At 42.7% G+C, this 22980-nt stretch carries 24 protein-coding genes; 2 read left to right on the top strand and 22 right to left on the bottom strand.

Features of this window, described 5'->3' with window-relative positions; all coding sequences use genetic code 11:
* Window positions 1-9 precede the first annotated feature (9 nt).
* From sufC to O3651_RS09320, 5 genes are all read right to left on the bottom strand, one after another.
* On the bottom strand, window positions 10-780 hold the full coding sequence (sufC, locus tag O3651_RS09340) for a Fe-S cluster assembly ATPase SufC (protein WP_005591767.1): 771 nt from the start codon (window positions 778-780) through the stop codon (window positions 10-12).
* Window positions 781-863: 83 nt separating this feature from the next.
* Window positions 864-2036 carry a glycosyltransferase family 4 protein gene (locus tag O3651_RS09335; RefSeq protein WP_371610245.1) on the bottom strand — a complete coding sequence of 391 codons (1173 nt, stop codon included), beginning with the start codon at window positions 2034-2036 and terminating at the stop codon, window positions 864-866.
* On the bottom strand, window positions 2027-2770 hold the full coding sequence (gene mecA / locus O3651_RS09330; RefSeq protein ID WP_371610244.1) for an adaptor protein MecA: 744 nt from the start codon (window positions 2768-2770) through the stop codon (window positions 2027-2029). Before mecA ends, O3651_RS09335 begins: the two co-directional genes overlap by 10 nt.
* A 111-nt stretch (window positions 2771-2881) precedes the next feature.
* The gene (locus O3651_RS09325) at window positions 2882-3724 is read right to left on the bottom strand and encodes an undecaprenyl-diphosphate phosphatase (RefSeq protein WP_371610243.1); all 843 of its coding nucleotides are present in this window, start codon (window positions 3722-3724) and stop codon (window positions 2882-2884) included.
* An 88-nt stretch (window positions 3725-3812) separates the two neighbouring features.
* Entirely contained in the window at window positions 3813-5672 is a 1860-nt protein-coding gene (locus O3651_RS09320; protein ID WP_371610242.1) for a DUF2207 domain-containing protein, read from the bottom strand.
* A 166-nt stretch (window positions 5673-5838) separates the two neighbouring features.
* On the opposite strand from O3651_RS09320, the gene O3651_RS09315 reads away from it, so the two are divergent.
* Both O3651_RS09315 and O3651_RS09310 read left to right on the top strand, forming a co-directional pair.
* The gene (locus O3651_RS09315; protein WP_371610241.1) at window positions 5839-7404 is read left to right on the top strand and encodes an ABC transporter substrate-binding protein/permease; all 1566 of its coding nucleotides are present in this window, start codon (window positions 5839-5841) and stop codon (window positions 7402-7404) included.
* Window positions 7401-8141: an amino acid ABC transporter ATP-binding protein gene (locus tag O3651_RS09310; protein ID WP_371610240.1), complete on the top strand. Its 741-nt coding sequence runs from the start codon at window positions 7401-7403 to the stop codon at window positions 8139-8141. Before O3651_RS09315 ends, O3651_RS09310 begins: the two co-directional genes overlap by 4 nt.
* Before the next feature lie 93 nt (window positions 8142-8234).
* Here the strand turns inward: O3651_RS09310 and O3651_RS09305 are convergent, their stop codons facing one another.
* From O3651_RS09305 to O3651_RS09225, 17 genes are all read right to left on the bottom strand, one after another.
* Entirely contained in the window at window positions 8235-8450 is a 216-nt protein-coding gene (locus O3651_RS09305; RefSeq protein WP_001130035.1) for a hypothetical protein, read from the bottom strand.
* 110 nt (window positions 8451-8560) lie between these two features.
* Window positions 8561-9457 carry an SPFH domain-containing protein gene (locus O3651_RS09300; protein WP_371610239.1) on the bottom strand — a complete coding sequence of 299 codons (897 nt, stop codon included), beginning with the start codon at window positions 9455-9457 and terminating at the stop codon, window positions 8561-8563.
* Between the two features lie 93 nt (window positions 9458-9550).
* Window positions 9551-10801: a threonine ammonia-lyase IlvA gene (gene ilvA / locus O3651_RS09295; RefSeq protein ID WP_371610238.1), complete on the bottom strand. Its 1251-nt coding sequence runs from the start codon at window positions 10799-10801 to the stop codon at window positions 9551-9553.
* A 66-nt stretch (window positions 10802-10867) separates the two neighbouring features.
* On the bottom strand, window positions 10868-11890 hold the full coding sequence (ilvC, locus tag O3651_RS09290; protein ID WP_048766447.1) for a ketol-acid reductoisomerase: 1023 nt from the start codon (window positions 11888-11890) through the stop codon (window positions 10868-10870).
* A gap of 64 nt (window positions 11891-11954) precedes the next feature.
* Complete coding sequence (ilvN, locus tag O3651_RS09285; RefSeq protein ID WP_005591757.1) at window positions 11955-12431, bottom strand: acetolactate synthase small subunit; 477 nt, start codon at window positions 12429-12431, stop codon at window positions 11955-11957.
* Entirely contained in the window at window positions 12424-14124 is a 1701-nt protein-coding gene (locus tag O3651_RS09280; RefSeq protein ID WP_048766450.1) for an acetolactate synthase large subunit, read from the bottom strand. The genes ilvN and O3651_RS09280 overlap by 8 nt, the downstream gene beginning before the upstream one ends.
* 161 nt (window positions 14125-14285) lie before the next feature.
* Window positions 14286-14885 carry a response regulator transcription factor gene (locus O3651_RS09275; RefSeq protein ID WP_048766451.1) on the bottom strand — a complete coding sequence of 200 codons (600 nt, stop codon included), beginning with the start codon at window positions 14883-14885 and terminating at the stop codon, window positions 14286-14288.
* The gene (locus tag O3651_RS09270) at window positions 14882-15988 is read right to left on the bottom strand and encodes a sensor histidine kinase (RefSeq protein WP_048766453.1); all 1107 of its coding nucleotides are present in this window, start codon (window positions 15986-15988) and stop codon (window positions 14882-14884) included. Before O3651_RS09270 ends, O3651_RS09275 begins: the two co-directional genes overlap by 4 nt.
* A gap of 4 nt (window positions 15989-15992) precedes the next feature.
* On the bottom strand, window positions 15993-16727 hold the full coding sequence (locus O3651_RS09265) for an ABC transporter permease (RefSeq protein ID WP_048766455.1): 735 nt from the start codon (window positions 16725-16727) through the stop codon (window positions 15993-15995).
* A gap of 12 nt (window positions 16728-16739) precedes the next feature.
* A complete protein-coding gene (locus O3651_RS09260; protein WP_048766458.1) occupies window positions 16740-17615 on the bottom strand; it encodes an ABC transporter ATP-binding protein in 876 nt (291 codons plus the stop codon).
* Window positions 17616-17798: 183 nt separating this feature from the next.
* Window positions 17799-17975, bottom strand: a complete 177-nt coding sequence (locus O3651_RS09255) for a hypothetical protein (RefSeq protein WP_193388954.1) — start codon at window positions 17973-17975, stop codon at window positions 17799-17801.
* Window positions 17976-18122: 147 nt separating this feature from the next.
* Window positions 18123-18719: an SP0191 family lipoprotein gene (locus O3651_RS09250; protein WP_223367915.1), complete on the bottom strand. Its 597-nt coding sequence runs from the start codon at window positions 18717-18719 to the stop codon at window positions 18123-18125.
* A 262-nt stretch (window positions 18720-18981) separates the two neighbouring features.
* Window positions 18982-20646: a DAK2 domain-containing protein gene (locus O3651_RS09245; protein WP_371610237.1), complete on the bottom strand. Its 1665-nt coding sequence runs from the start codon at window positions 20644-20646 to the stop codon at window positions 18982-18984.
* A gap of 2 nt (window positions 20647-20648) precedes the next feature.
* Window positions 20649-21014: an Asp23/Gls24 family envelope stress response protein gene (locus O3651_RS09240; protein ID WP_005591747.1), complete on the bottom strand. Its 366-nt coding sequence runs from the start codon at window positions 21012-21014 to the stop codon at window positions 20649-20651.
* A gap of 145 nt (window positions 21015-21159) precedes the next feature.
* Window positions 21160-21348 (bottom strand): 50S ribosomal protein L28, encoded by a 189-nt coding sequence (gene rpmB / locus O3651_RS09235; RefSeq protein ID WP_001140948.1) that lies wholly within the window; start codon window positions 21346-21348, stop codon window positions 21160-21162.
* 135 nt (window positions 21349-21483) lie between these two features.
* A complete protein-coding gene (locus tag O3651_RS09230; protein WP_148888637.1) occupies window positions 21484-22149 on the bottom strand; it encodes a hypothetical protein in 666 nt (221 codons plus the stop codon).
* A 5-nt stretch (window positions 22150-22154) separates the two neighbouring features.
* On the bottom strand, window positions 22155-22601 hold the full coding sequence (locus O3651_RS09225; RefSeq protein ID WP_062123568.1) for a LytTR family DNA-binding domain-containing protein: 447 nt from the start codon (window positions 22599-22601) through the stop codon (window positions 22155-22157).
* Window positions 22602-22980: the final 379 nt, after the last annotated feature.

Below are 22980 nucleotides of genomic sequence, written 5' to 3'. Positions count from 1 at the left end.
AATGTTTGACTAGACTTCTTCAGTATAGTTGAAGCCCAACTCTTCAGCCAATTTGGCATAGCCTTCTTTTTCCAAGCGAACTGCCAATTCTGGACCGCCAGAAAGAACAACTTTCCCCTCCATCATGACATGAACTACGTCTGGAGTGATATAGTTGAGCAGGCGTTGGTAGTGGGTGATGATCATAGCACCAAAGCCCTCTCCACGCATAGCATTGACACCTTTAGAAACGACCTTAAGAGCGTCGATATCCAGACCTGAGTCAATCTCGTCTAAGAGCGCAAAAGTTGGCTCTAGCATAAGCAACTGCAGGATTTCATTGCGTTTTTTCTCACCACCTGAGAAACCTTCATTGAGGTAGCGCTCAGCCATCTCTTCTTTCATGTTGAGCAGTTCCATCTTTTCATCCAGTTTAGTAATGAAGTCACGGACAGAGATTTTTTCATCGTCTTCCTTGCCAGCATTCATGGCCGCACGGAGAAACTCTGCATTAGTAATACCAGGAATTTCACTAGGATACTGCATCGCAAGGAAGAGTCCCATACGAGCACGCTCGTCTACTTCCAGCTCCAAGATATTAACCCCATCAAAAAGCACCTCTCCTTGAGTTACTTCGTAGTTAGGATTTCCCATAATGGCTGCAGACAAGGTAGATTTCCCTGTTCCATTTGGCCCCATGATGGCTGCAACCTCTCCCGTTTTCAGAGTAAGATTTACCCCTTTGAGAATTTTTTTCCCTTCAATTTCAACATGAAGATCTTTGATTTCTAAGACAGACATTTCTTTTTCCTTTCTTTACTTAGCTGATTTACATACTTTAGTATACCAAAAAAAAGCCCAAAAGGCTTTTATTTTGTTTAGAACTATTCTTGTTTGTGTTTCTTTTGGTATCTTTTCTCTCGGACTTCTTCTCTATAAGAGGAGTTTCCGATAAAACGCAAAATATTGAGCAAGGGCGTCCTTTGTGGACCCAGAACCCCTATTAGTTCTACCAAGAGTTCTACTCCCAGCAGAAGACCAATTACGAGGAGGAGGCCGCCAATGCGAGTCGATACATTTAGCAGGAGGGAAATCATAGAGAAAATCATCGAAATCCCATAGATAACTAGAACTGTTCCCCGATGTGTCAATCCTAAGGACAAGAGCCTATGATGAAGGTGGTGACGGTCAGGCTGGTAAAATTTCTGACCTGACAAAGTCCGACGAACGATTGCTAAAAAAGTATCGGTAATTGGCACACCCAAGATAATCATAGGTGTGACAATCGCTACTGCCGTTGCATTCTTCAAGCCTTGTAGAGACAGGACTGAAATCATAAAGCCGATGAAAAGAGCCCCCGTATCCCCGCCATATATAATGGCTGGATGATAATTGTAAGGAAAGAAGCCAGCAATAGAGGCCACTAAAACCAAGATGGTCAGGGTCAGGAATAAATTATGACCCGGTAAGAAAAAGTAGGAAACAATGCCCATAGTCAGCAAGGAAATAATGGAGACCCCGCTAACAAGGCCGTCTAAACCATCCATGAGATTGACCGCATTGGTAATGGAGACAATCCAGAGAATGGTCAAAATAAAAGATAGCCAAGGTGGGAAAAAGAGATGGGGACCACCAAAAGGAATCTTAAAGTCATCCAAACGGAAATCCGTCAGCCACCAAATCAGGCAGGCAGCCAGCACAATCCCCCCTAATTTCATCAGAGGACTTAATTCTTTAATATCATCGATAAGCCCTGTCAGGGCAACAATCAAGCCCCCCAACACAACCGGCCAAATATAGTCAAAATAAGTCTGTTCAAAAAAAGTGACGCCAACAATCTGCGGCATGAAGACCAAAGTTGCCAAGGTAAAAGCCGTCACAACTGCCAGACCGCCTGCACTCGGCATGGGCTTCTTATTGATTCGTCGAGCATTAGGATAGTCGACTGCATCCATTTTAAAAGCCAAGAGCCGAACGAGAGGAGTCAGCAAAACTCCGACAAAAAATGTCGCTAACAGCACCAAAATGAACTTCAATGGAAAAGCAATCATACGCATTCAACTTTCTGCAACTGTTGGATGGCTTCTGTCACCAAAAGCAGACGCCCATGTTCTTGTAGGACAGCACGAGTAATATCTGTATCCTCAGCAAACTCACGCATTTTAGCCAGTAACCAAGCTGGATAAAGAGCAGGTTGCTCTTCCAAATCTACCAAAATAGTCAGGTAGTAGGCAGAGTCATATTTATAAAGTTCTGATAGGTCTATTGGGTAGTCAACCGTTTTGGCGAAAGAAACTGCACTCTGCAAATTAGTAAATGACAAAATATAGTAGACATAACGGTCTAGATTTTCTTCCCTATCTTCTGAAGAATCTACAGAGGCCTCCTGATCAGCCTCTGCTGCTTCTAAAGATTTGACTGCCTCAAGGTCATCCTTACTCTTTTCAAAGATATTTTTCTCTAAAGTCTTTAAGAACTCATCTGGCGACATCTGGCTGAGCTCATCCATATCCGGTAGATTGCCCAAATCTTCAAAATTCAAATTCTTATCAATCTTGGATCTCGTCACAAAGACATCCAACTTGTCTGGCTTAGGCGTCACTCGAAAGCTTAGCATGCCACTGTCCAAGAAGCTTTCCGGCATTTCCAACTCATCCAAAATAGTATAGAAAAATTCTTCTGTTTTTTCTTGGGGCACTAGGAAATCCGCGATTTCCATTCCGTGTTCTTCTAGATCTTCCAACTGGATGGTGATTTTAATCGTCGAATCATTAATCTGTTTCACTTCCATCTCATCAACCTCATACTTTCATAGTCTTTCTATTATACTAAAATTCTAAACTTATTTCAAAAAAATAACTGGCCAAATAAGAAAAGGCTGGGAAAATTTCCCAAGCCTTGATCAGCCAATAATGACCTTAATCAGACCGTAAACCAACAGCAAAACTCCGAGTCCGATCCGATATTTACCAAAGATTGTAAAGTCATGGTTCTTGACATAGTCTGTCAGGAAGCGAATCACATAAAGACTGACCCCGAAAGCCACTCCCATAGCTACCAACAAAAGGAATAATTGGTCGAAGCCTAAAGAATTGCCCTTAATGATAAATTTCAGGATTTTCAGCCCACTTGCGCCAAACATGATTGGAATACCCAAGTAGAAAGTAAACTCTGTTACAACAGATCGGCTGACACCATTCAAGAGACCACCGACAATGGTCGCACCTGAACGGCTAGTTCCTGGAAAGAGGGACAAGACTTGGAAAAGACCGATATAAAGGGCTGTTTGATAAGGAAGTCTACTCAATTCTGTAACAGTCGGCTCCACCTGCTCTCGTTTTTCCAGATAGATAAAGGCAACCCCGTAGATAATCAGCATGATTGCGACGGATACCAGATTATAAAAATGCGCTTCAAACCAGTCGTCTAGGAAGAGGCCGATGATTGCGGCTGGCAAAGCAGCAACGACTACCTTAGCCCAGAGCTGCCAGGTCAGCTGAATTTGACGAGCTGTTTTTCCTTGTTTAAAAGGATTGAGCTTATCAAAATAAATCACCACAACCGCCAAGATAGCTCCCAGCTGAATGACAACATTGAACATTTCCATGAAGGCTGGATTTTCATTTTTATACTTGATAAAATCTTGAATCAGAATCAAGTGGCCAGTACTCGAAATGGGTAGCCACTCTGTAATTCCTTCAACAATTCCATAAATAATGGACTTTAAAATTTCAATAATAAACATAGATAACTCCTAAAACAACTTTAACATTTATTATACCACATATTGGAGGAGAGGAAAAGCTTTCTCAAGGGCTTTAGCAAGGTTTTTATCAAAAGGCTCCGCCCCCGCCGCCTCCACCGCCACCAGAGAAGCCACCTCCTGCTCCGCCTCCTGATGAAACCGAGAAATGGCTGGCCGTCGAAGCAATGTGGCCATAATTTGAAAAACTATGGGAACTTGCGTAGAAAATAGGATGAAGATTGTATTGTATATAAGTATTCATAGACGCGTTTTCCAAGGAAATCTGACGCAGCTTCATGACCCGACTAACACGATCTGCATAGCCAAATAGGGTAGCATAGACCAAAAGCCGGTTCCACAGGACAATGCCCTCCACCTCGGTATCGTATAGGCGAGCGATGTAGCGTAGCATATTCGCAAAGCTATTCCAGAGATAGAAATCATGGGCTCCCTCATCGCTCAGGACACCATCCCGCTGATATAACTGTAAGGCTCTGCCCAGCAGAACGGTCAACACCGAAGCGACAGCTGCAAGCGGAAGATAGGACCAAATAAAACCGTCTAGCTTGATCAAATAGACAAAAAATGTCAAGAGAGACAAGACGAAAGCAAGGAAACTTGCCATTAGAGCCAACCACAAGAGAAGCTTTTCTCCTCGTTTCAAAGGACGGTAGTGATCCAGCAAGTTCTGCTCCTGAATCTCCCTTAGCACTTGTTCAGATAAGATGTTTAAATTAGTTGAAAAGCGATTTTTGATCCGATTTCCAATTTGGCGGATTCGTGCCTCATCTGCTGATTTTTTATTTTTATAAAGGTCTTCTGAAATCTGATAAGATTCAAACAAGTCTGCTACAGCTGCTTGTTTATGGTCGCCAAATGCCATCTGTAGGAATTTCCGTTCAAAGTCTGACAAACCTTTTTTAGGAATTGGTTTCAGGATTGGCTTGTCGGCAGTTCCTAAAAGCTCGATATAGCCCCGATCCATCAAGTCCAGCAAGGTCGCCTGTACCAAATTTTCAAATTTCAAATGCGCTCGTCCACCACTGGTCGGATCGACTTCTCTCATATCCACAGCAAAGATATTAGCCGCTACAATGAGAGGGGCCAGATCTTGCGGAGCTTCATAGAGGCGAGCGTCTTTAGGAAAAGATTGGCTAGGGCGAATCTTAATCCGAAAAATCAGATAAAATATCCCCGAAAGCACCAGCAAGAACAAGGCCAAAAGAGGCAGATAGACTTCTCCCAAGCGATGATAAAACTGGCTCTTAGCTACAATCTCTTTCTCAACTGCTTGAAAAGTCTGTAGATAGTCGGTTGCTTTTGGATCCTCTGCTGCCTGATGCAAGGCCTGTCGATGCCAATATCCATGCAGTTCGACCTTCTTCCTGCTAGGTAAATGAGATAGCTGTATCCGATAATCCGCACGATTTCTATCTATAGTGGCCGATTGGCCAAAATAACCTGTATGAACATACATGTCCGTTAAGGTCCAAGTTCCCAGACCCCAAACCTTAATCGTCACATTTTGCAGTTCCTCTTCCCAATCACTGATCGGTGTCCATTTGAGCTCTGCTATATCTTTATGGAGGAAAAGAAGATTGGTCAAGTTCCATGTGACTGTTACTTTGACCGTGTCCCCCTCTTTACCTGCATTGTAAATCTTGACTTCGTAGCCATCTCCCAAATCTGTGACTCGTGGCTCAAAGTCATATTTTACGACTCCATTCGTTTTCACGGAGACTTTTGGGTCTGAATCAATAGCAAAGCCTTCTGGCATCTTTCCTGCCGATCCTAAAGAGACCATCTGGCCATTGTAATCATCATCAAAATGATAGGTCACCTCTTCTGTATAGGTGGCTGTATTATCGGCGTGGATCTCCAAATTTCCTTGATATGACTGGATTTGATAGTCTAAAGCTGACACTGTCCCAGCAAAAAATAAACTCAAAAAAAGAATAAAAATCCCTGACAAGTACCTTTTCATAAACCAAAGTCCTTTTCTAAATCTTTATTCTATTATAGCATTTTTCTCAAGTAAGGGCTTACCAGGATTGAAAAGTCGAATATTTTTCGGTAGAATAGAAAGAACTATTTTAGAAGGACTAGGAGAGAATATGAAAAAATTCATTTTAACCTTATTGACAGCCCTCCTCGTCTGTCTGGGGACCTTTACCGTAGCTCAGGCGGATGATTATCTTAGAATTGGGATGGAAGCGGCCTATGCCCCCTTCAACTGGACCCAAGATGATGATTCAAATGGTGCTGTTAAAATCGAAGGAACAAATCAGTACGCCAATGGATATGATGTCCAAGTTGCCAAGAAGATTGCTCAGGAAATGGGCAAGGAACCTCTAGTTGTAAAAACCTCTTGGAACGGACTGATTCCAGCCTTGACATCTGGTAAAATCGATATGATTATCGCTGGTATGAGCCCAACAGCCGAACGGAAAAAAGAAATCGCCTTTTCTAGCAGCTACTACACCAGTGAGCCTGTTATGTTGGTTCGAAAAGACGGCAACTACGCCAATGCCAAGACCCTCAAGGACTTTAAAGATGCTAAAATCACCTCTCAGCAAGGTGTCTATCTTTACAATCTGATTTCTCAACTGCCAGGTGCCAAGCAAGAAACGGCCATGGGAGATTTCGCCCAAATGCGTCAAGCTCTAGAATCTGGTGTTATTGACGGTTACATTTCTGAACGTCCCGAAGCTCTGACAGCTGAAGCTGCTAACTCTAAGTTCAAAATGATTCAATTCAAAGAGGGCTTTGAAGTTGGCGAAGAGGATGCTTCCATCGCCGTCGGCATGCGTAAAGACGACAGCCGAATCGAGCAAGCTAATGCAGCTATCGCTAAACTCTCAACGGATGACCAAACGCAACTGATGGATCAAATGATTAAAAATCAGCCTGTAGATACTGACACCGACGATGCAGAAGATACATTCTTCAACAAAGTTTTTAAGATTTGGAAGGAAAATTGGCCACAATTTTTACGCGGAGCTGGTTTGACCTTGCTCATTTCCATTACAGGGACAATCGCTGGCCTCCTCATCGGTTTGCTGATTGGGGTTTATCGGACAGCACCGATTTCAAAAAACAAGGCTTTAGCCTTCCTACAAAAACTATTCGGTTGGTTCCTCAATGTTTACATTGAAATTTTCCGTGGTACTCCTATGATTGTACAATCCATGGTTATCTACTATGGAACGGCCCAGGCTTTTGGCATTTCGATTGACCGGACAGCTGCAGCCATCTTTATCGTTTCTATCAATACTGGTGCTTACATGAGTGAAATTGTCCGCGGTGGTATCTTTGCCGTTGACAAGGGACAATTCGAAGCAGCTACTGCGCTCGGAATGACCCACGGCCAAACCATGCGCAAGGTCGTCCTGCCACAGGTGGTCCGCAACATTCTACCTGCAACGGGGAATGAATTTGTCATCAATATCAAGGACACATCTGTCCTGAATGTTATCTCCGTGGTGGAGCTCTACTTCTCAGGAAATACCATTGCAACTCAGACCTATCAGTATTTCCAAACCTTCACCATTATCGCAGTCATTTACTTCGTCTTGACCTTTACTATCACTCGAATCCTACGTTTCATCGAGCGGAAGTTTGACACAGATCATTACACAACAGGTGCCAATCAAATGCAGACGGGAGAATTGAAACAATGACCGAAACAATTTTAGAAATTAAAAATCTCAAAAAATCTTATGGGGAGAATCAAGTCTTAAAAGACATTTCTCTGACTGTCCACAAGGGCGAAGTTATCTCCATTATCGGAAGTTCAGGTAGCGGAAAATCAACCTTTCTCCGCTCCATCAACCTCCTAGAAACACCTACTGCTGGCGAAATTCTCTACCGCGGCAAAAATGTCTTGGACGAAAACTACGACCTGACTCACTACCGCGAAAAATTGGGCATGGTCTTTCAAAGTTTTAATCTTTTTGAAAATCTCAATGTGCTGGAAAACACCATCGTAGCTCAGACAACCGTGCTCAAAAGAGAGCGCGCTGAAGCAGAAAAGATTGCCAAAGAAAATCTGGAAAAGGTAGGTATGGGTGAGCCCTACTGGCAAGCCAAGCCTAAACAACTTTCAGGTGGACAAAAACAGCGGGTTGCTATTGCGCGTGCGCTTTCTATGAACCCTGATGCCATCCTTTTCGATGAACCAACTTCAGCTCTTGACCCAGAAATGGTTGGCGAAGTCCTGAAAATCATGAAGGAATTGGCTAAAGAAGGCCTGACTATGATTGTCGTGACCCACGAAATGGAATTTGCCCGCGATGTTTCTAGCCGTGTTATCTTTATGGATAAGGGCGTCATCGCAGAAGAAGGCACTCCACAAGAATTCTTTACCGATCCTAAAGAAGAACGAACCAAGGAATTCCTACATCGCTTCTTGAAATAAACAACCAATCAAACAAACAAGACGGAAAAAGATACATCCGCCTTGTTTTTTTATTCGCAAAATAAAAAAGCGGGTTTCCCCACTTTTTGAAGATTAGTCTTCAAACTTTTCATGATTCTTATCGTAGAAATCAATCAAGCCAAGAGCTGTTTCAAAAGAAATATTCTTTACTTTTGCACGTCCTTGAGCAAGAGCAATAATTGACATTTCACGCGCGTTTGTTTCTTTACTAATACGGTAACCTGTAATTTTTTTGTCACGAACCCATCCAACGACTGACTCTACTTTTTCAAAATTTGATTTAGCCATTTCTTACTCCTCTCTAACTTATTTCGAATACTAATATAATGGTTTTTATACAGTTTGTCAACTTAGAAAAACCAAAACAAACAAATTAAATAATTCTGAATATTCTATATTTATTTAGCTTTGAGGGCTGAAAGGATCTGGGTGCGAATACTCTCCACTCCATCAGGATTTGCTGGAAGGAAGATCGTGTTATTTCCTTGCTTATCTGCAAAATTATTCAAGGTATCTAGATATTGGTTGGTCAAGAGGATGGACATAATTTGTTCTTCTGTCAACTCAACATTGGCGCCTTTGAGCTCCTTAATTGAGTCTGCTAAGCCGTCTACGATTGCCTTCCGCTGCTCTGCAATACCGACCCCATGAAGACGGTCTTTCTCAGCCTCGGCTTCTGCAGCAGTTACAATTTTAATCTTATCTGCTTCTGCCAATTCCTGAGCTGCCACGCGCTTGCGCTGAGCCGCGTTGATTTCGTTCATGGACTGTTTAACTTCTGCATCTGGCTCAACCTTGGTAATCAAGGTCTTGACAATGATGTAGCCATAAGTAGACATTTCTTCAGCTACCTGCTTTTGAACTTCTAGGGCGATCTCATCTTTCTTTTCAAAGAGCTCGTCCAAGGTCAGCTTAGGAACAGAGGAACGCAAAGCATCTTCGATGTAGGACTTAATCTGCGCTTCTGGCCGCATGAGTTTATAGTAAGCATCTGTCACATTGTGTTCATTTACCCGATACTGGGTCGCAACATTCATGGTCACAAAGACATTATCCTGAGTCTTGGTCTCAACAATAATGTCGCTTTGTAGCAAACGCAACTGAACACGAGCAGCGATTTTGTCAATTCCCAAAGGCAAACGAACATTCATCCCACTTGTACTAGTCTTGTGGTAACGACCAAAACGCTCAATGATGGCAACAGATTGCTGGCGCACGACATAAAGCGAGCTAAATGCCAATAGAGCACAAAGAAGAAGAAAAATGAGAAAGAAGAAAAAGAAATTCAGCAACATAAGCGCATCTCCTTAATTTAATATAGTATATTCTAGCACAGTCCTCACTCACTTGCAATTAAAAAGTGGGGTTTTACTAAAATATTTTTAGGATCAGACTAACATGTTATAAAGCGTTTCATTTCCGTTTAGATTGATGAAGGAAGGATCAAAATGTTCGATTCGATTGATCAGGCCTGCATAGTCATGTTTATTGGCCAGAGCAATCCCAATCAGGACTGGTCCGGTTCCTTTGCTGGCTCGCTTGATGTATTCAAATCGAGTGATGTCATCATTTGGCCCTAAAATATCATTTACAAATTCACGTAAGGCACCAGGCCGCTGCGGGAAATTTACTACAAAATAATGCTTGATCCCATCATAAATGAGGGCACGCTCTTCCATTTCAGGCATACGGTTAATGTCATTATTTCCTCCCGAAATGATACAGCAGACAGTTTTTCCTTTGATATATTCTCGCAACACTTCCAAGGCCGCCACGCTAGCTGCACCAGCAGGCTCTGCGATGATTCCTTGTTTAGAATAAAGATCAATCAAGGTTTCTGAAATCAAGCCTTCATCAACCCCGATGAGGGTTTCAACATTCTTTTTCGTTGCTTCGTAAGTGGTCGCACCGACCTTCTGGACTGCGATACCGTCCGCAAATTTGTCAATTTCATTGAGTTTGACAGGACCGCCTGCTTCAAAAGCTGCTCTCATACTGCGGGCGCCATTGGCCTCTACCCCAATCACTTCAATTTGTGGCTGGCTTTCCTTAATGTAAGTGGATACTCCTGCGATGAGACCACCGCCTCCTACTGGTACCAAGACCAAGTCTAAATCGATGGACTCCCGAGCTGTATCTTCTAGGATTTCATAAGCAACCGTTCCCTGACCTGCTTGAACATGAGCATCATCAAAAGGATCGATGAAAGTCCGATTTTCCATCCGAGTGAATTCCATAGCCGCCCGAGCAGAAGCATCAAAAGTATCTCCTACTAGCTTAATCGTAACAAAATCGCCACCAAAGAAACGAACCTGTCCAATTTTTTGTTGAGGAGTTGTGATAGGCATAAAAATAGTCGCTGGGATTTTCATTTCATTACAGGTGTATGAGACACCCTGAGCGTGATTGCCCGCAGAAGCGCAGACAACCCCACGCTCTCGCTCTTCCTTGCTCAACTGTGAAATAGCATAATAGGCACCACGGATTTTGAAAGAACGGACACGTTGGGCATTTTCCTTTTTAAGATAAATCTTTGCCCCGTACTTCTCTGACAAGTAATGATCATAATCAAGCGGTGTATTGACAACAACATCTTTTAATACCTTATGAGCACGGACGATATCTTTTGCTGTTAACATTCCTTTTCCTTTCCAAATGAGGTAAACAAACTCAGCTGGGATACCAGCTGAGTTTTCCACACAATCTTAGTTGTAGATCTTGAAAGCATCGTCGTCATTTTTACCAACGAATGGCATTGCTTTACGCAATTCTGCACCGACTTTTTCAATTTCAAGGTTAGCTGCTTGTTCACGGTAAGCAGTGAGTTTTGGACGTCCAGCTTTATAGTCATTTACAAAGTCATTTGCAAATTTACCATTTTGGATATCTGCAAGAACTGCTTTCATGTTTTCTTTGACTTGCTCTGTAATCACACGTGGACCTGATACATAGTCACCATATTCAGCAGTGTTTGAAATAGATTGACGCATTTTCTTGAATCCACCTTCATAGATCAAGTCAACGATGAGTTTCATTTCGTGCAGCACTTCAAAGTAAGCCAATTCTGGAGCATAGCCTGCTTCTGTCAAGACTTCAAAACCTGCTTCGATAAGGGCAGTCAAACCACCACAAAGTACAGCCTGTTCACCAAACAAATCTTCTTCAGTTTCTTCTTTATAAGTTGTTTCAAGCAAACCAACACGAGCTGCACCAACACCTTTACACCAGTCCATAGCGATGTCTTTGGCATTTCCAGTAGCATCTTGATATACCGCGTAAAGAGCTGGAACACCGAAGCCTTCTTCAAAAGTACGTCGAACCAAGTGACCAGGACCTTTTGGTGCACACATGAAGACATCTACATCTGCAGGAACTTTGATAAATTCAAAGTGGATATTGAAACCATGAGCAAAGCCAACTGCGTTACCAGCTTCCAAGTTAGGAGCGATTTCTGTTTCGTAAAGTTCTTGTTGGATTTCATCTGGTGCCAAGATCATGATAACATCAGCCAATTTAGCTGCTTCTGCTACTGTGTATGTGTCGAAGCCATCTTCTTTAGCTTTGTCAAATGACTTACCAGAACGAACACCGATAATCACATCATGACCTGTATCACGCAAGTTTTGTGCATGAGCATGACCTTGTGAACCATAACCAATAACGGCGATCTTTTTACCGTCAAGTGCTGCTACTTTTACATCTTTTTCGTATTCCATTGTTACTGCCATAATGTTTACTCTCTTTTCTATTTTTATTGCCTGTTAGGCTGTTTTAACAAATTAAAGGTTGCGTTTAATCGCGGGTAAAACCAGTTGCTCCAGTCCGTGCGATATTGCGAATGCCGTAAGGACGGATGACTCGTAAGAGCGCTTCGCTCTTTTCTGCATCGCCCGTCATCTGGATAGTGATCGAGCTTGGCGCCACATCGACTACCGTTGCCCGGAAAGGCTGGATAATGGCCAAGATTTCTGCACGCTTAGCAACCGGTGCTGATACCTTGATCAAAATAACTTCTCGCTCTAGGTGAGGATGATCTGTAATATCTCGCACCCGAATCACATCAATCTGGCGATTAAGCTGCTTAATAATCTGCTCCACTTCATTGAGGGAATTTACATCAATGATAATGGTGATCCGAGAAACATTTTCATCCTCGGTCGCACCAACGGAGATACTTTCGATATTGACCTGACGTCTGGAAAGCACACCAGTGAAGCGATTCAGAACACCCGAACGATTCTGGAGTTTAGCTGTCAACATTCTACGCATGGAACTTCACCCCCAACATCTCATGATTGCTCTTGCCGGCCGGCACCATTGGAAGAACGTGCTCCTTGCGAGAAATATCTACCTCGATAAACATCGGTATATCTTCCTTTAGGACTTCCAAATCTTGAGCAATGGTCTCGGGATTATCAAATTTATAGGATTTGACACCATAAGCCTGAGCCATGAGCTGAAAATCTGGCAAACTGTCAAAGACTGACTCGGAGGTACGACCATCATAGAAGGCTTCCTGCCACTGGCGAACCATACCTAGCGAATGATTATTGAGCATGATGACCTTAATCGGAATCTTATAGATATTTAGGATGGCCATTTCTTGATTGGTCATCTGGTAGCCGCCGTCTCCAACGAAGAGAACCACTTCCTTATCAGGATTGGCAATCTTTGCTCCAATCGCTGCTGGAACACCAAAGCCCATGGTTCCAAGACCACCAGACGTAACTAACTGACGTTCGTTGCGATAAGGATAGTACTGGGCTGTCCACATTTGGTGCTGGCCAACATCCGTGACCACAATGGCGTCGCCCTTGGTCAACTCACCCACGCGCTCAATAACAGCCTGAGGTTGGACAACTCGTTCCTTCTTATCATAGGAGCGCACCCGCTCCTTGTCTCGTGTCACCTTTTCTATCCACTTACTGGTATTGTTGTGCACCTGTTCTTCTTCAAGCAACATTTGCAAAGCTTTCTTGGCATCTCCTACAATAGGAATATCCACGCTGATGATTTTACCGATCTCTGCTGGATCGATATCAATGTGGGCCACCTTAGCACTTTTAGCAAAGGTCTTAGGATTACCAGTCAGACGGTCATCAAAACGACAACCAATACTAATCATGAAGTCCGCTTCCGTCATCGCAATATTAGCCGCGAAAGAACCATGCATGCCACCCATACCTAAGAACAAAGGATGATCTGTCGCAATCGTTCCCTGTCCCAACAATGAGGTCACTACTGGAATCTGATACCGCTCCGCAAAAGCAACCATCTCCGCTGCTGCTCCTGCATAGCTAATACCGCCACCAGAAAGAAGAACAGGTTTCTTAGCCTTAGAAAGCTGTTTAAGAATCTTCTTAATTTGTAATTCATTAGGCTCAATTGTTGGTTGATAGCTTGGCAGATGCAACTGAGTGTCATAGATAAAGTCTGTATCCAGAGCTGAGACATCCTTTGGCAAATCAATAACGACTGGCCCTGGACGACCTGTGGTCGCAATATGAATAGCCTCCGTAATGATTCTTGGTATGTCTGCCGTCTCCCGTACCTGATAATTGTACTTAGTGATAGGAGTAGTAATACCGACAATGTCGGCTTCTTGAAAGGCATCCTTACCAATGCCTGGTGTCGCTACCTGCCCAGTAAAAACCAAAAGGGGAACACTGTCACTCATAGCGTCGGCGATCCCAGTAATGGCATTGGTTGCCCCCGGACCACTAGTTACAACGGCCACACCAATTTTCCCAGTAGACTTAGCGTAGCCTTCTGCTTCATGAACACACCCTTGCTCATGGCGACCAAGAATATGGCGGATACCTTTAAAGCTATAAATAGCATCATAGAGGGGCAAGACTGCACCACCAGGATAGCCAAAAATAGTATCAACACCAAGATTCTTCAAGGTTTCCAAGACCAGCTGCGAGCCGGACTTAGGAGTTTCTAATTGGATTCTTTCCATATTTCCCCTTTCATTTATTTACAATTTTCTAAAAATTCAAAAAGCTTTCTACTATGATAACATTTTTGAAAAAAATTGCAAGTATCGCGGATGTTTTTTTTCATTCTGATTGAAAAAGATAAGAAAATCCCGCTAAATCCGAATGTAGCGAGATAATTATTTTATATCCATCCTTGTTCTTGAGCAATCCGGACAGCTTCCGTACGATTGTCAGCTGCTAGCTTGGTCAGGATGGCCGACATATAGTTACGAATAGTTCCATTTGATAAATAGAGTTTTTCAGCAATTTCTTTATTAGAAAGCCCAGTTGCTGCTGCCTCTAAGACTAGAAGCTCCTGATGAGAGAGGGGATTTTTATGAGTCATCAGCACTTCCATAAGTTCAGGTGAGTATTCTTTCTGCCCAGCCAAGACCGTGTGAATAGTTTTCATCAGATCCGCAATGCTACGTTCCTTGAGTACATAGGCATCCACATCCGCCTTAACCGCTCGCTCAAAATAGCCTGGACGCTTAAAAGTTGTCACAATGATAACCTTGACAGTTGGCTGGTATTCCTTGATCCATTCTAGGACATCCAGCCCTGTCTGATAAGGCATTTCTACATCCAAGATAGCCACATCGACTGGATTGGTCTTAAGTAGCTCAATAGCTTCACGACCGTCTGCCGCTTGAGAAACACTAGCAACATCCGGCTGCAACTGCAAGAGCTGGCTAAGGGCATCCCGCAGCATACTCTGGTCTTCTGCTAATAATAACTTCATCGCTCGTCTCCTCTAATCCTATATGGCAAGCGCACGAGAATAATGGTTGGCTTGTGATTGCTGATGACCTCCACGCTACCATCAAGCCCCTCCAAGCGCTCACGTACCGAATGCAAGTCTTGGCCCGTCACTTGCTTAAAGCCTCGGCCGTCATCTTCAACTTCCAATATTAAATCTCGATCCTGACTATACAAATCAATCCTGGACTTCTCAGCCTCCGCATGCTTGATAATATTGGTTGCTAATTCCAATAAAATCATACTAATTGTAAACTGCATTTCCGTAGGGATACTGGCTACATTGAGCTGATTATGAAGCTCCAAGTCAATAGCACTCATTTCCAGCATGGTTCGGATTGTATTTAATTCTTCATCCAGCGTCCGCGTCTTGAGATTGTCTACAATCCGTCGAACATCAGCCATGGCCTGCTTACTGATCCGTCGCACTTCCTCCATCTCTTTCTCCGCCTGCTCATAAGCCTTCATTTGTAGGAATTGCTGGGCCAGCTCCGTCTTGACACTAAGCATGGCAAAGGTATGTCCCAGACTATCGTGTAAATCCCGTCCGATTCGATTGCGCTCATTTTCCGCTAAGAAAAGATTGAGCTGGGCATTTTGCTTGCTTTTTTCTTCCTTAAGCTGTTCAGCAACTTGGATACGGTGCAGACCCAGCGTCAAGAAATCCGAAAAGAGAAAGGTCGTTGAGAAAAAGACCAGATAGCCAGTGTTCAATTGATGTTGCAGATACAACCCGACTAGAAGAGCCGGTTGTATAGCTAAGAAACTCCAAAAGCGCCAAGATGTAAAGGAAATTTCCTTATAATGATAAACTAGAAGATTGGACAAATAAAAAATATACCACACGAAGCCCACACTCAGCCAAATGGGAGTATAAAAAATGTAGGCAAGCATGATCCACCAGGACAGAGCCTGGTAGAAAGGCTTTTTCTCTGTGAGGATGGTATAGTAAGCCCCTATAAACAATGCTGTCCAAAGCAAAGTCAAAAGCGGGTATTCACCGCTGATGACACCCGCTATTGGAAAGATGATAAAGACCAGAGAAATATGAAACATATGATGTATGTTTTTGAACTTTTCCCACATAGAATTATTTAACCTCAATCCGTTTTTTGAGCTGAAGGACTAAAATGCTAAAGAAAATGGTATAGACCAGGACGATTAGCATGGCAGAAAGATTCCAGTCATGGTGTTCCAAATAGGCAGAAACCACCTGCATGAGCTGGTAACTCGGAGTTAGCTTGCCGATAGATTGCAACCAGTCTGGAAACATAGTCAGTGGAAACCAAAGCCCACCCAAGACCGCTAAAGCCATATAAACGATATTGCCTACGACCGACATAAGCTGGGCACTGGGCAGGAGACTGACCAAGACGCCCATGGCGATAAAGACCAGACTACCGATCAAAAGAATCAGTGCAATCATTAGCCAGTCCATCATGGGCACATTGACTCCACGAACGAAATGTCCGACAGAGAAGACCACGATAATGGAAAGCAGAAAGGTCAACAAAGTACTGAAAAGCTTGGATATATAATATTCTACCATAGAAACGGGCGAATGCTGAATCATTTTTTGCCAGTTATTGGTCTTGTCCGACTGCAAGGTACTGGGAATACTGAAAAAAGCACTGGACATGATACTAAAAACGGTCATAGAAAAGAGGTAGGTATGGAGCGCAAGCGTCGGTACATCAGAACCTGACATTATCCCTGAAAAGATCAGATAGAACACGCTGGGCAGACCGATAGAGAGCAGGTAGTAAGCCGCCTGCCGCTTCATCAAAATCAACTCCATTTTCATTAAACTAACCATATTTTTCATGATGTTTCTCCTTTACTCTTGTGTCGTCTCAAAAATGCTATCCAGCAGGGTGCGATTGCGGACTTCGATTTCTTCAATCGTACAGCCATGCTCCTGCAGAATTTGCCAGACCTGACTGGCATCCTTGGTCGCAAAGGATAAGGCCTTTTGCTTGATTTCAATCTCTGTCACACCAGCTATCTTTTCCACAACTTCTTTATAGGAAAGGGGCAGGGTGAAGTGCTTTTCCTGCTCTTCCTTGCGCATGGCATAAGGCGTGGTATCGCGGATTAGCTCTCCCTTATGGAGCACCAAAATCCTATCAGCCGTATGCTCCACTTCTTCAATATAGTGGGAAGAATAGACAATAGTCACGCCTTGCTTCTTGAGCTGATCCACAATTTCCCAGAAGTGCTGGCGGGTCGAGGTATCCATAGCCGATGTCGGCTCATCCAAGAAGAGAATCTTTGGACGGCCAATCAAGGCTAAAATAAAGGAGAAGAGGCGTTTTTGACCACCAGAGAGCTTGGAAGCTAGCTGGTTCTTTTGCTTGTCAGAAAAGCCCAACAAGGCATCGATTTCCTCTTCAGACAAGCTGTTAGGATAGATAGAGCGAAAGAAAGCGAGGAGTTCCTTGACTTTCAAATCCCCCACCACTGTATTTTCCTGAGGCAAAATGGCAACCATCTCTTTCAAACGATTATCCGTTGGCTTTAAGCCTTGAACCAGTGCTTGACCAGAAGTCAGGAATTTATCGCCTAGGAGACAATCCATCAGAGTTGTTTTACCAGCTCCGTTGGGGCCAATCAGAGCCACACAATCCCCTTCTTCAATGTCAAAGGAAATGTGACGCAAGATTTCCTTCCCCCGAATGCTTTTAGATAGCTTTTTCACTTCAATCAATTTCATGATCTTCCTCCTTAATAAAATCATAGATGAGCGGCCAGATGACAAAGACAACTAGAATCACTCCCCCTACTCCTATATAAAATTGCCGGGGTAGAAATTCCAACAGAAAACCCGGTATCATCTGAAAACACCATACACCCATTGCAACTCCAATGAATAAGATGGACAAGTATTTTTTCATTTCTACTTTCCCCTTTTGCTTAACTTAGCCACTTCCTTTAGGACGTAGCTAGCCATTCCCAAGCTAGCGAAAATCTCCCAAGGAAAGCGGTAAAGAGCTGCTCCGCTCATTCTCGCCAACTGATAAAACATCATCCCAACAAGACTCAAGACTGCTACTTTTATCAACCATATTTTCATGTGACTACTCCCTATTTCTTCATTTCTTACTTGTATTATAAAACTTCCTGCATCTTCCGACTAGATGATTTTGTCACTAGACCATATGACAAATGTCATGGTTTCTAGACAGCAAAAAAAGACGAGATGACTCGCCTTTATACACTCTTATTCTTCTTTCAAGCCGCCTAATTTCATACCTAAAATAAACATTGAAGGAGAGGTGTCTTTTATGTCATTAAGTCCCAAGTCTTTAAAGAAAGATAGGCTTGCTGCTTTCGCTACATCCATTTTCTCAAAATCCAGATCAACTATGGCCTGTAATTTCTTATCAGCTGTTACGGAGTATTCAATCGTCACTCCTTCCATATTCTTAGCTTCCACATAGTTTGGTTCTGATTCCATTCCTTCTCGAATGATAGCGGTCATTTCCTCTGGGCTCATAGTAGCTGCAGCTCCACTCGCTTCTTCTGGCAAATTACTCAACAGCTCCATTCGAAGTTTCAAGAGTTTGTCTCCTCGATAGGTCACCGTATCACGATGATGGATGCCTTTGAGGTCTCCGACCAAGGTTTTGGAGACAATAGCTGTACTTTCAGAAGAAGCACTCGTAGAGGAGTCACTTGAGCTTGAGCTCGAGCTAGAACTTGTTTTAGCAACTTTTGATTCAGCTGGAACTTTCGGACGATGCTTGCCATATTTTGGAAATACGCAACCTGTCAATAATACAGAAGCAGAAATAACAAGAATAAATAACTTTTTCATAGTACACCTTTTCTTTTTATTTTTTCCAGTATACCATAATACCATTATCTTGTCTAAATCTTACATATAAAAAAATCAAAGAGGCTGGGGCAAAAGTCCTAGCCTCTCAATTGTCTTTGGATTGTCGAGCAAGACGCAGTGGTTGAGTGGGCTCTACTACGCTGATTTCATCAGCTTTTACAGCCCTACTCAACTGTGCGGAGGTAGGACGACGAAATCGAATTCTAACGAATTACCGATTTCTGTCCCACTCCCAAATAAATTATTCTACACTGAAAATATATGGATAAACTGGCTGATTTCCTTGGTGGATCTCAACTTCTAGATCTTCATATTCTTCCATCAGATCTTGAGCCAAGCCATTTGCCAATTCCTCGTCACCATCTTCACCGATATAGATGGAAACAATTTCACTGTCCTCATCCAACATCTTCGCAAAGGTTGCCTTCAGAGTTGTCAACATATCTGGATTTGACACAAGGATTTTGCCATCAACCATACCCAAGTTATCATTTTCATGGATTTCGAGGCCATCAATGGTCGTATCACGAACCGCTGTCGTAACACTACCACTAATCACATCGCTCAAAGCCGCTGTCATTCGCTCATGGTTCTCTTCGATAGTTTTTCCACTATCAAAGGCCAAAAGACTTGTCAAACCTTGAGGAAGCGTACGTGTCTCAATGACAGTCGTCGGTTGCTCAAGCACTTCTGCCGCAGATTGAGCCGCCATGAAGATATTTTTATTGTTAGGTAGGAAAATGATATTGCGCGCATTCACCTGGTCAACAGCTTTGATAAAGTCCTCTGTAGAAGGGTTCATAGTCTGACCACCAGAAATGATATAGTCCACGCCCTGAGCCTTGAAGATTTCAGCAAGGCCATCACCAGCTACTACGGCGATAATAGCGTATTCTTTTTCTTCAGCTGGCTTGCTTGCTTTTTCTTCCTTCTCAAGCTGGGCTTCGTGCTGGTTACGCATATTGTCCACTTTTACCTTGACAAGGCTACCATACTTCAGTCCTTCTTGCATGACCAGACCCGGATCTTCTGTATGAACGTGCACTTTCACGATTTCATCATCATTAACTACCAGCAAGGAATCACCAAGCTCATTCAAATAATTACGGAATTCATCATAGTCAAAGTCCTTGACATAGGTTGGTCCTTGCTTCAAGGCCACCATGATTTCTGTACAATAACCAAATGTGATGTCTTCTGTCGCCACATGGCCTGCTACAGATTTGTGGTGTTCAGCATTGATCATCTCGGTCATCGTAGCCGGAGTCGCTTGAAAATCTTCTGATGCGATATATTCGCCAGTCAGGGCAGAAAGGAAACCTTCATAGATAAAGACCAAACCTTGACCACCAGAGTCCACAACACCAACTTCTTTGAGAACTGGCAACATATCTGGCGTTTTAGCAAGGGCAGTCTTTGCTCCTTCAAGAGCCGCTTTCATAACTTCGACAGCATCATTTGTCGCTTCAGCTTTCTTTTTAGCACCGATGGCCGCACCACGAGAAACGGTCAGAATTGTTCCCTCAACTGGCTTCATAACAGCCTTATAGGCCACTTCTACACCAGATTGGAAGGCAAGGGCCAAAGCTTGTCCATCAAGCTCATCTTTGCCTTTTACGCTTTGTGAAAAACCACGGAAGAGCTGAGACGTGATAACACCAGAGTTCCCACGCGCACCCATCAAGAGTCCCTTGGCAAAGATCGCGGCTACTTCACCAACTGTTGAAGCTGACTTATCAGCTACTTCTTTGGCACCATTTTCAATGGTCATGCCCATATTCGTTCCTGTGTCACCATCTGGAACTGGGAAAACATTTAAAGAATTGACATATTCAGCCTGTTTATTTAAACGAGTTGATGCCGCCTGCACCATTTCTTGAAATAAACTAGTAGTAATATTTGACACGATTATTCTCCTACAACTTTAATATTTTGGATATAGACATTCACTGTATGGGCAGTGATCCCAAGTTGATTTTCCAAACTAAACTTAACGCGTTCTTGGATATTTTTGGAAACTTCACTGATTTTAATGCCGTAGCTCAAAACGGTATAAACATCAACTGCAATACCACCATCCTCAGACGTTTTTACTACCACACCCTTGGCATAGTTTTCTTTACCCAAAAGAGCTTGAAAGTTATCTTTAATTGCATTTTTGCTGGCCATTCCAACCACACCAAAAATTTCGGTTGCTGCGCCGCCAACGATTGTTGCAATCACGTCATCAGTCAGCTCAATTTGACCATCTTTTGTATTGATTTTTACAGTCATCACTTGTACCTCAAAAGTATTTTATAGTTTATTTTACCATATTTTAGACAGGGTGTAAAAGAGGAAGGACAGAAATAAACTGTTTAGTCTGAAAATTCAACAACAAAAAAGGGAAGGAATAAATCTTTCCAATCCCTTTCATGTATTAAACGCGTTCAACTTTACCTGACTTAAGAGCGCGAGCTGAAGCCCAAACTTTTTTAGGTTTTCCGTCGATCAAAACAGTAACTTTTTGAAGATTTGGTTTAACAGCGCGTTTTGTTTGGTTCATCGCGTGAGAGCGGTTGTTTCCAGATACAGTCTTACGACCTGTAAAGTAACATACTTTAGCCATTAGTGTGTTTCCTCCTATTAGATCTAATATTACGGATGTGCTAGCACCACATACCGTACTATATTATCAAAAAACTTGGCGTTTGGCAAGTACATTTTCCCAAACTTTGCAATTTCTAACCAATAATCCGTTTTCTTAAATGTAAACAATCTTCAAAGATCCAAAGGCGACGTTACCGCGCACATATAAAGTCTTGTCTTTCTCATTGACATTATGCGGATTGACCACTGTACCGAAAGCATTGTCCACATTTAGCTCTACTTGCCAGTTACTTGGGATGTAAAGCGTCGCACTACCGAAGGCTACTTCCACATCAAAACTAGCAGAATCGCCTAAAATTCTGGCATTATCAAAATATACAGTTGCACTACCAAAAACACATTCTACTTTATCATGGACGAAATTCTCCGAATTGATATAGCGAGTGCCGCTACCAAAAGAAATCTCTCCTTCCGTTGTAGACAAACCCTTTCTAGACAAATAACGAACACCCCAGATCCTTCTCGGCTTGAAAATCATGTTAAGCCCAATGCAGGCCAAAACACCACCCATTACTAAGGTGCCTGTAGAGATTGCCAAGAAGTGATAGACAGAATTAGCAATTATCAGAGCAATAATCGTCATGATCAGAGCAGCACCAAAATCTCGCTCTAAGAAATTTTCCAAGGCAAAATACGCAAACATGCCGACCAAAAGTAAGGGCCAGATATTAAAATTGAACATGGGAATACCGAAATTTCCCTGAAGCAAAACCCAGCCGGCTAAAACCAAAAAACCGACACCTAGAATTGTTTTTTTCATGATGATTACCTCACTTCACTTAACTTTTCTTTTAGTAGTTGATAATAATGTCTTGAAACATGCACTTTTTTATGCGTTTCAGAAAACTGGACGGAACTGGTACCCGAGAAAGACTTTTCTAGAGAATAAATCGCCCTAGCATTAGCAATGGTTGATTTGGAAATTCTGCAAAAATAGCGAGGCAGCAATTCCTCCAACTTATAGAGTTTCAACTTGACCTCATAGGCATCATTGCGCGCGTGGGCAAAGATTTTGGCTCCATCGGTCTCGAAAAAAAGAATCTCCGCCAAGTCCACAAAATACTCACTATTTTCCTTATAAAAGAGAATGGCTGGAGCAGTCGCTTCATTCAAAGCATCTTGAATCTTCTGAATCCTCTCATCAATCCGCGATACTCGAATCACCAATTCTGTATCAGCCAAACGATCGTCTAGCTCAATCCGAATCTTCATAAGCACTCCTCCCCTCTTTCTATCTTCATTATAACAATTTCTTGAAAAGAAACAAGGGACTTTCAGTAAGTGGTCAATTTGGAGCAGTAAGTGGTTATTTTAAAAGATTAAAATGAAATCAAAAATCTTGAATTTTCCCAGCATAAGGCTTCAAAGAAATTAATCATTACCCATTTTTATCAACACGACAATACTGATTTACTACTATTTCTATGATCATAAGCTCTCTATCCAGCCTAACAATGGATAAACCAGGTATGAACAATTCTAACGCTCCTTCTCAAACCACACTTGGCTATTTCGCTTAGTTTTAGATAAAAACTAAAACCTATTCTCCATACTGGCTTACGTCTCATTTGACAATTTTTTCCGTTTTGAT

Origin of the sequence: Streptococcus sp. 27098_8_73 (genome assembly GCF_041432495.1) — a bacterium.
Lineage (GTDB): Bacteria > Bacillota > Bacilli > Lactobacillales > Streptococcaceae > Streptococcus.
The sequence above is the reverse complement of the archived record's forward strand: the minus strand, read 5'-3'. Positions and strand labels throughout refer to the sequence as shown.

Coding starts and splice junctions, on each gene's coding strand:
- sufC (WP_005591767.1), bottom strand. CDS start 780: ATGTCTGTCTTAGAAATCAAAGATCTTCATGTTGAAATTGAAGGGAAA.
- O3651_RS09335 (WP_371610245.1), bottom strand. CDS start 2,036: ATGCGTATGATTGCTTTTCCATTGAAGTTCATTTTGGTGCTGTTAGCG.
- mecA (WP_371610244.1), bottom strand. CDS start 2,770: ATGGAAGTGAAACAGATTAATGATTCGACGATTAAAATCACCATCCAG.
- O3651_RS09325 (WP_371610243.1), bottom strand. CDS start 3,724: ATGTTTATTATTGAAATTTTAAAGTCCATTATTTATGGAATTGTTGAA.
- O3651_RS09315 (WP_371610241.1), top strand. CDS start 5,839: ATGAAAAAATTCATTTTAACCTTATTGACAGCCCTCCTCGTCTGTCTG.
- O3651_RS09310 (WP_371610240.1), top strand. CDS start 7,401: ATGACCGAAACAATTTTAGAAATTAAAAATCTCAAAAAATCTTATGGG.
- O3651_RS09305 (WP_001130035.1), bottom strand. CDS start 8,450: ATGGCTAAATCAAATTTTGAAAAAGTAGAGTCAGTCGTTGGATGGGTT.
- O3651_RS09300 (WP_371610239.1), bottom strand. CDS start 9,457: ATGTTGCTGAATTTCTTTTTCTTCTTTCTCATTTTTCTTCTTCTTTGT.
- ilvA (WP_371610238.1), bottom strand. CDS start 10,801: ATGTTAACAGCAAAAGATATCGTCCGTGCTCATAAGGTATTAAAAGAT.
- ilvC (WP_048766447.1), bottom strand. CDS start 11,890: ATGGCAGTAACAATGGAATACGAAAAAGATGTAAAAGTAGCAGCACTT.
- ilvN (WP_005591757.1), bottom strand. CDS start 12,431: ATGCGTAGAATGTTGACAGCTAAACTCCAGAATCGTTCGGGTGTTCTG.
- O3651_RS09280 (WP_048766450.1), bottom strand. CDS start 14,124: ATGGAAAGAATCCAATTAGAAACTCCTAAGTCCGGCTCGCAGCTGGTC.
- O3651_RS09275 (WP_048766451.1), bottom strand. CDS start 14,885: ATGAAGTTATTATTAGCAGAAGACCAGAGTATGCTGCGGGATGCCCTT.
- O3651_RS09270 (WP_048766453.1), bottom strand. CDS start 15,988: ATGTGGGAAAAGTTCAAAAACATACATCATATGTTTCATATTTCTCTG.
- O3651_RS09265 (WP_048766455.1), bottom strand. CDS start 16,727: ATGAAAAATATGGTTAGTTTAATGAAAATGGAGTTGATTTTGATGAAG.
- O3651_RS09260 (WP_048766458.1), bottom strand. CDS start 17,615: ATGAAATTGATTGAAGTGAAAAAGCTATCTAAAAGCATTCGGGGGAAG.
- O3651_RS09255 (WP_193388954.1), bottom strand. CDS start 17,975: ATGAAAATATGGTTGATAAAAGTAGCAGTCTTGAGTCTTGTTGGGATG.
- O3651_RS09250 (WP_223367915.1), bottom strand. CDS start 18,719: ATGAAAAAGTTATTTATTCTTGTTATTTCTGCTTCTGTATTATTGACA.
- O3651_RS09240 (WP_005591747.1), bottom strand. CDS start 21,014: ATGACTGTAAAAATCAATACAAAAGATGGTCAAATTGAGCTGACTGAT.
- rpmB (WP_001140948.1), bottom strand. CDS start 21,348: ATGGCTAAAGTATGTTACTTTACAGGTCGTAAGACTGTATCTGGAAAC.
- O3651_RS09230 (WP_148888637.1), bottom strand. CDS start 22,149: ATGAAAAAAACAATTCTAGGTGTCGGTTTTTTGGTTTTAGCCGGCTGG.
- O3651_RS09225 (WP_062123568.1), bottom strand. CDS start 22,601: ATGAAGATTCGGATTGAGCTAGACGATCGTTTGGCTGATACAGAATTG.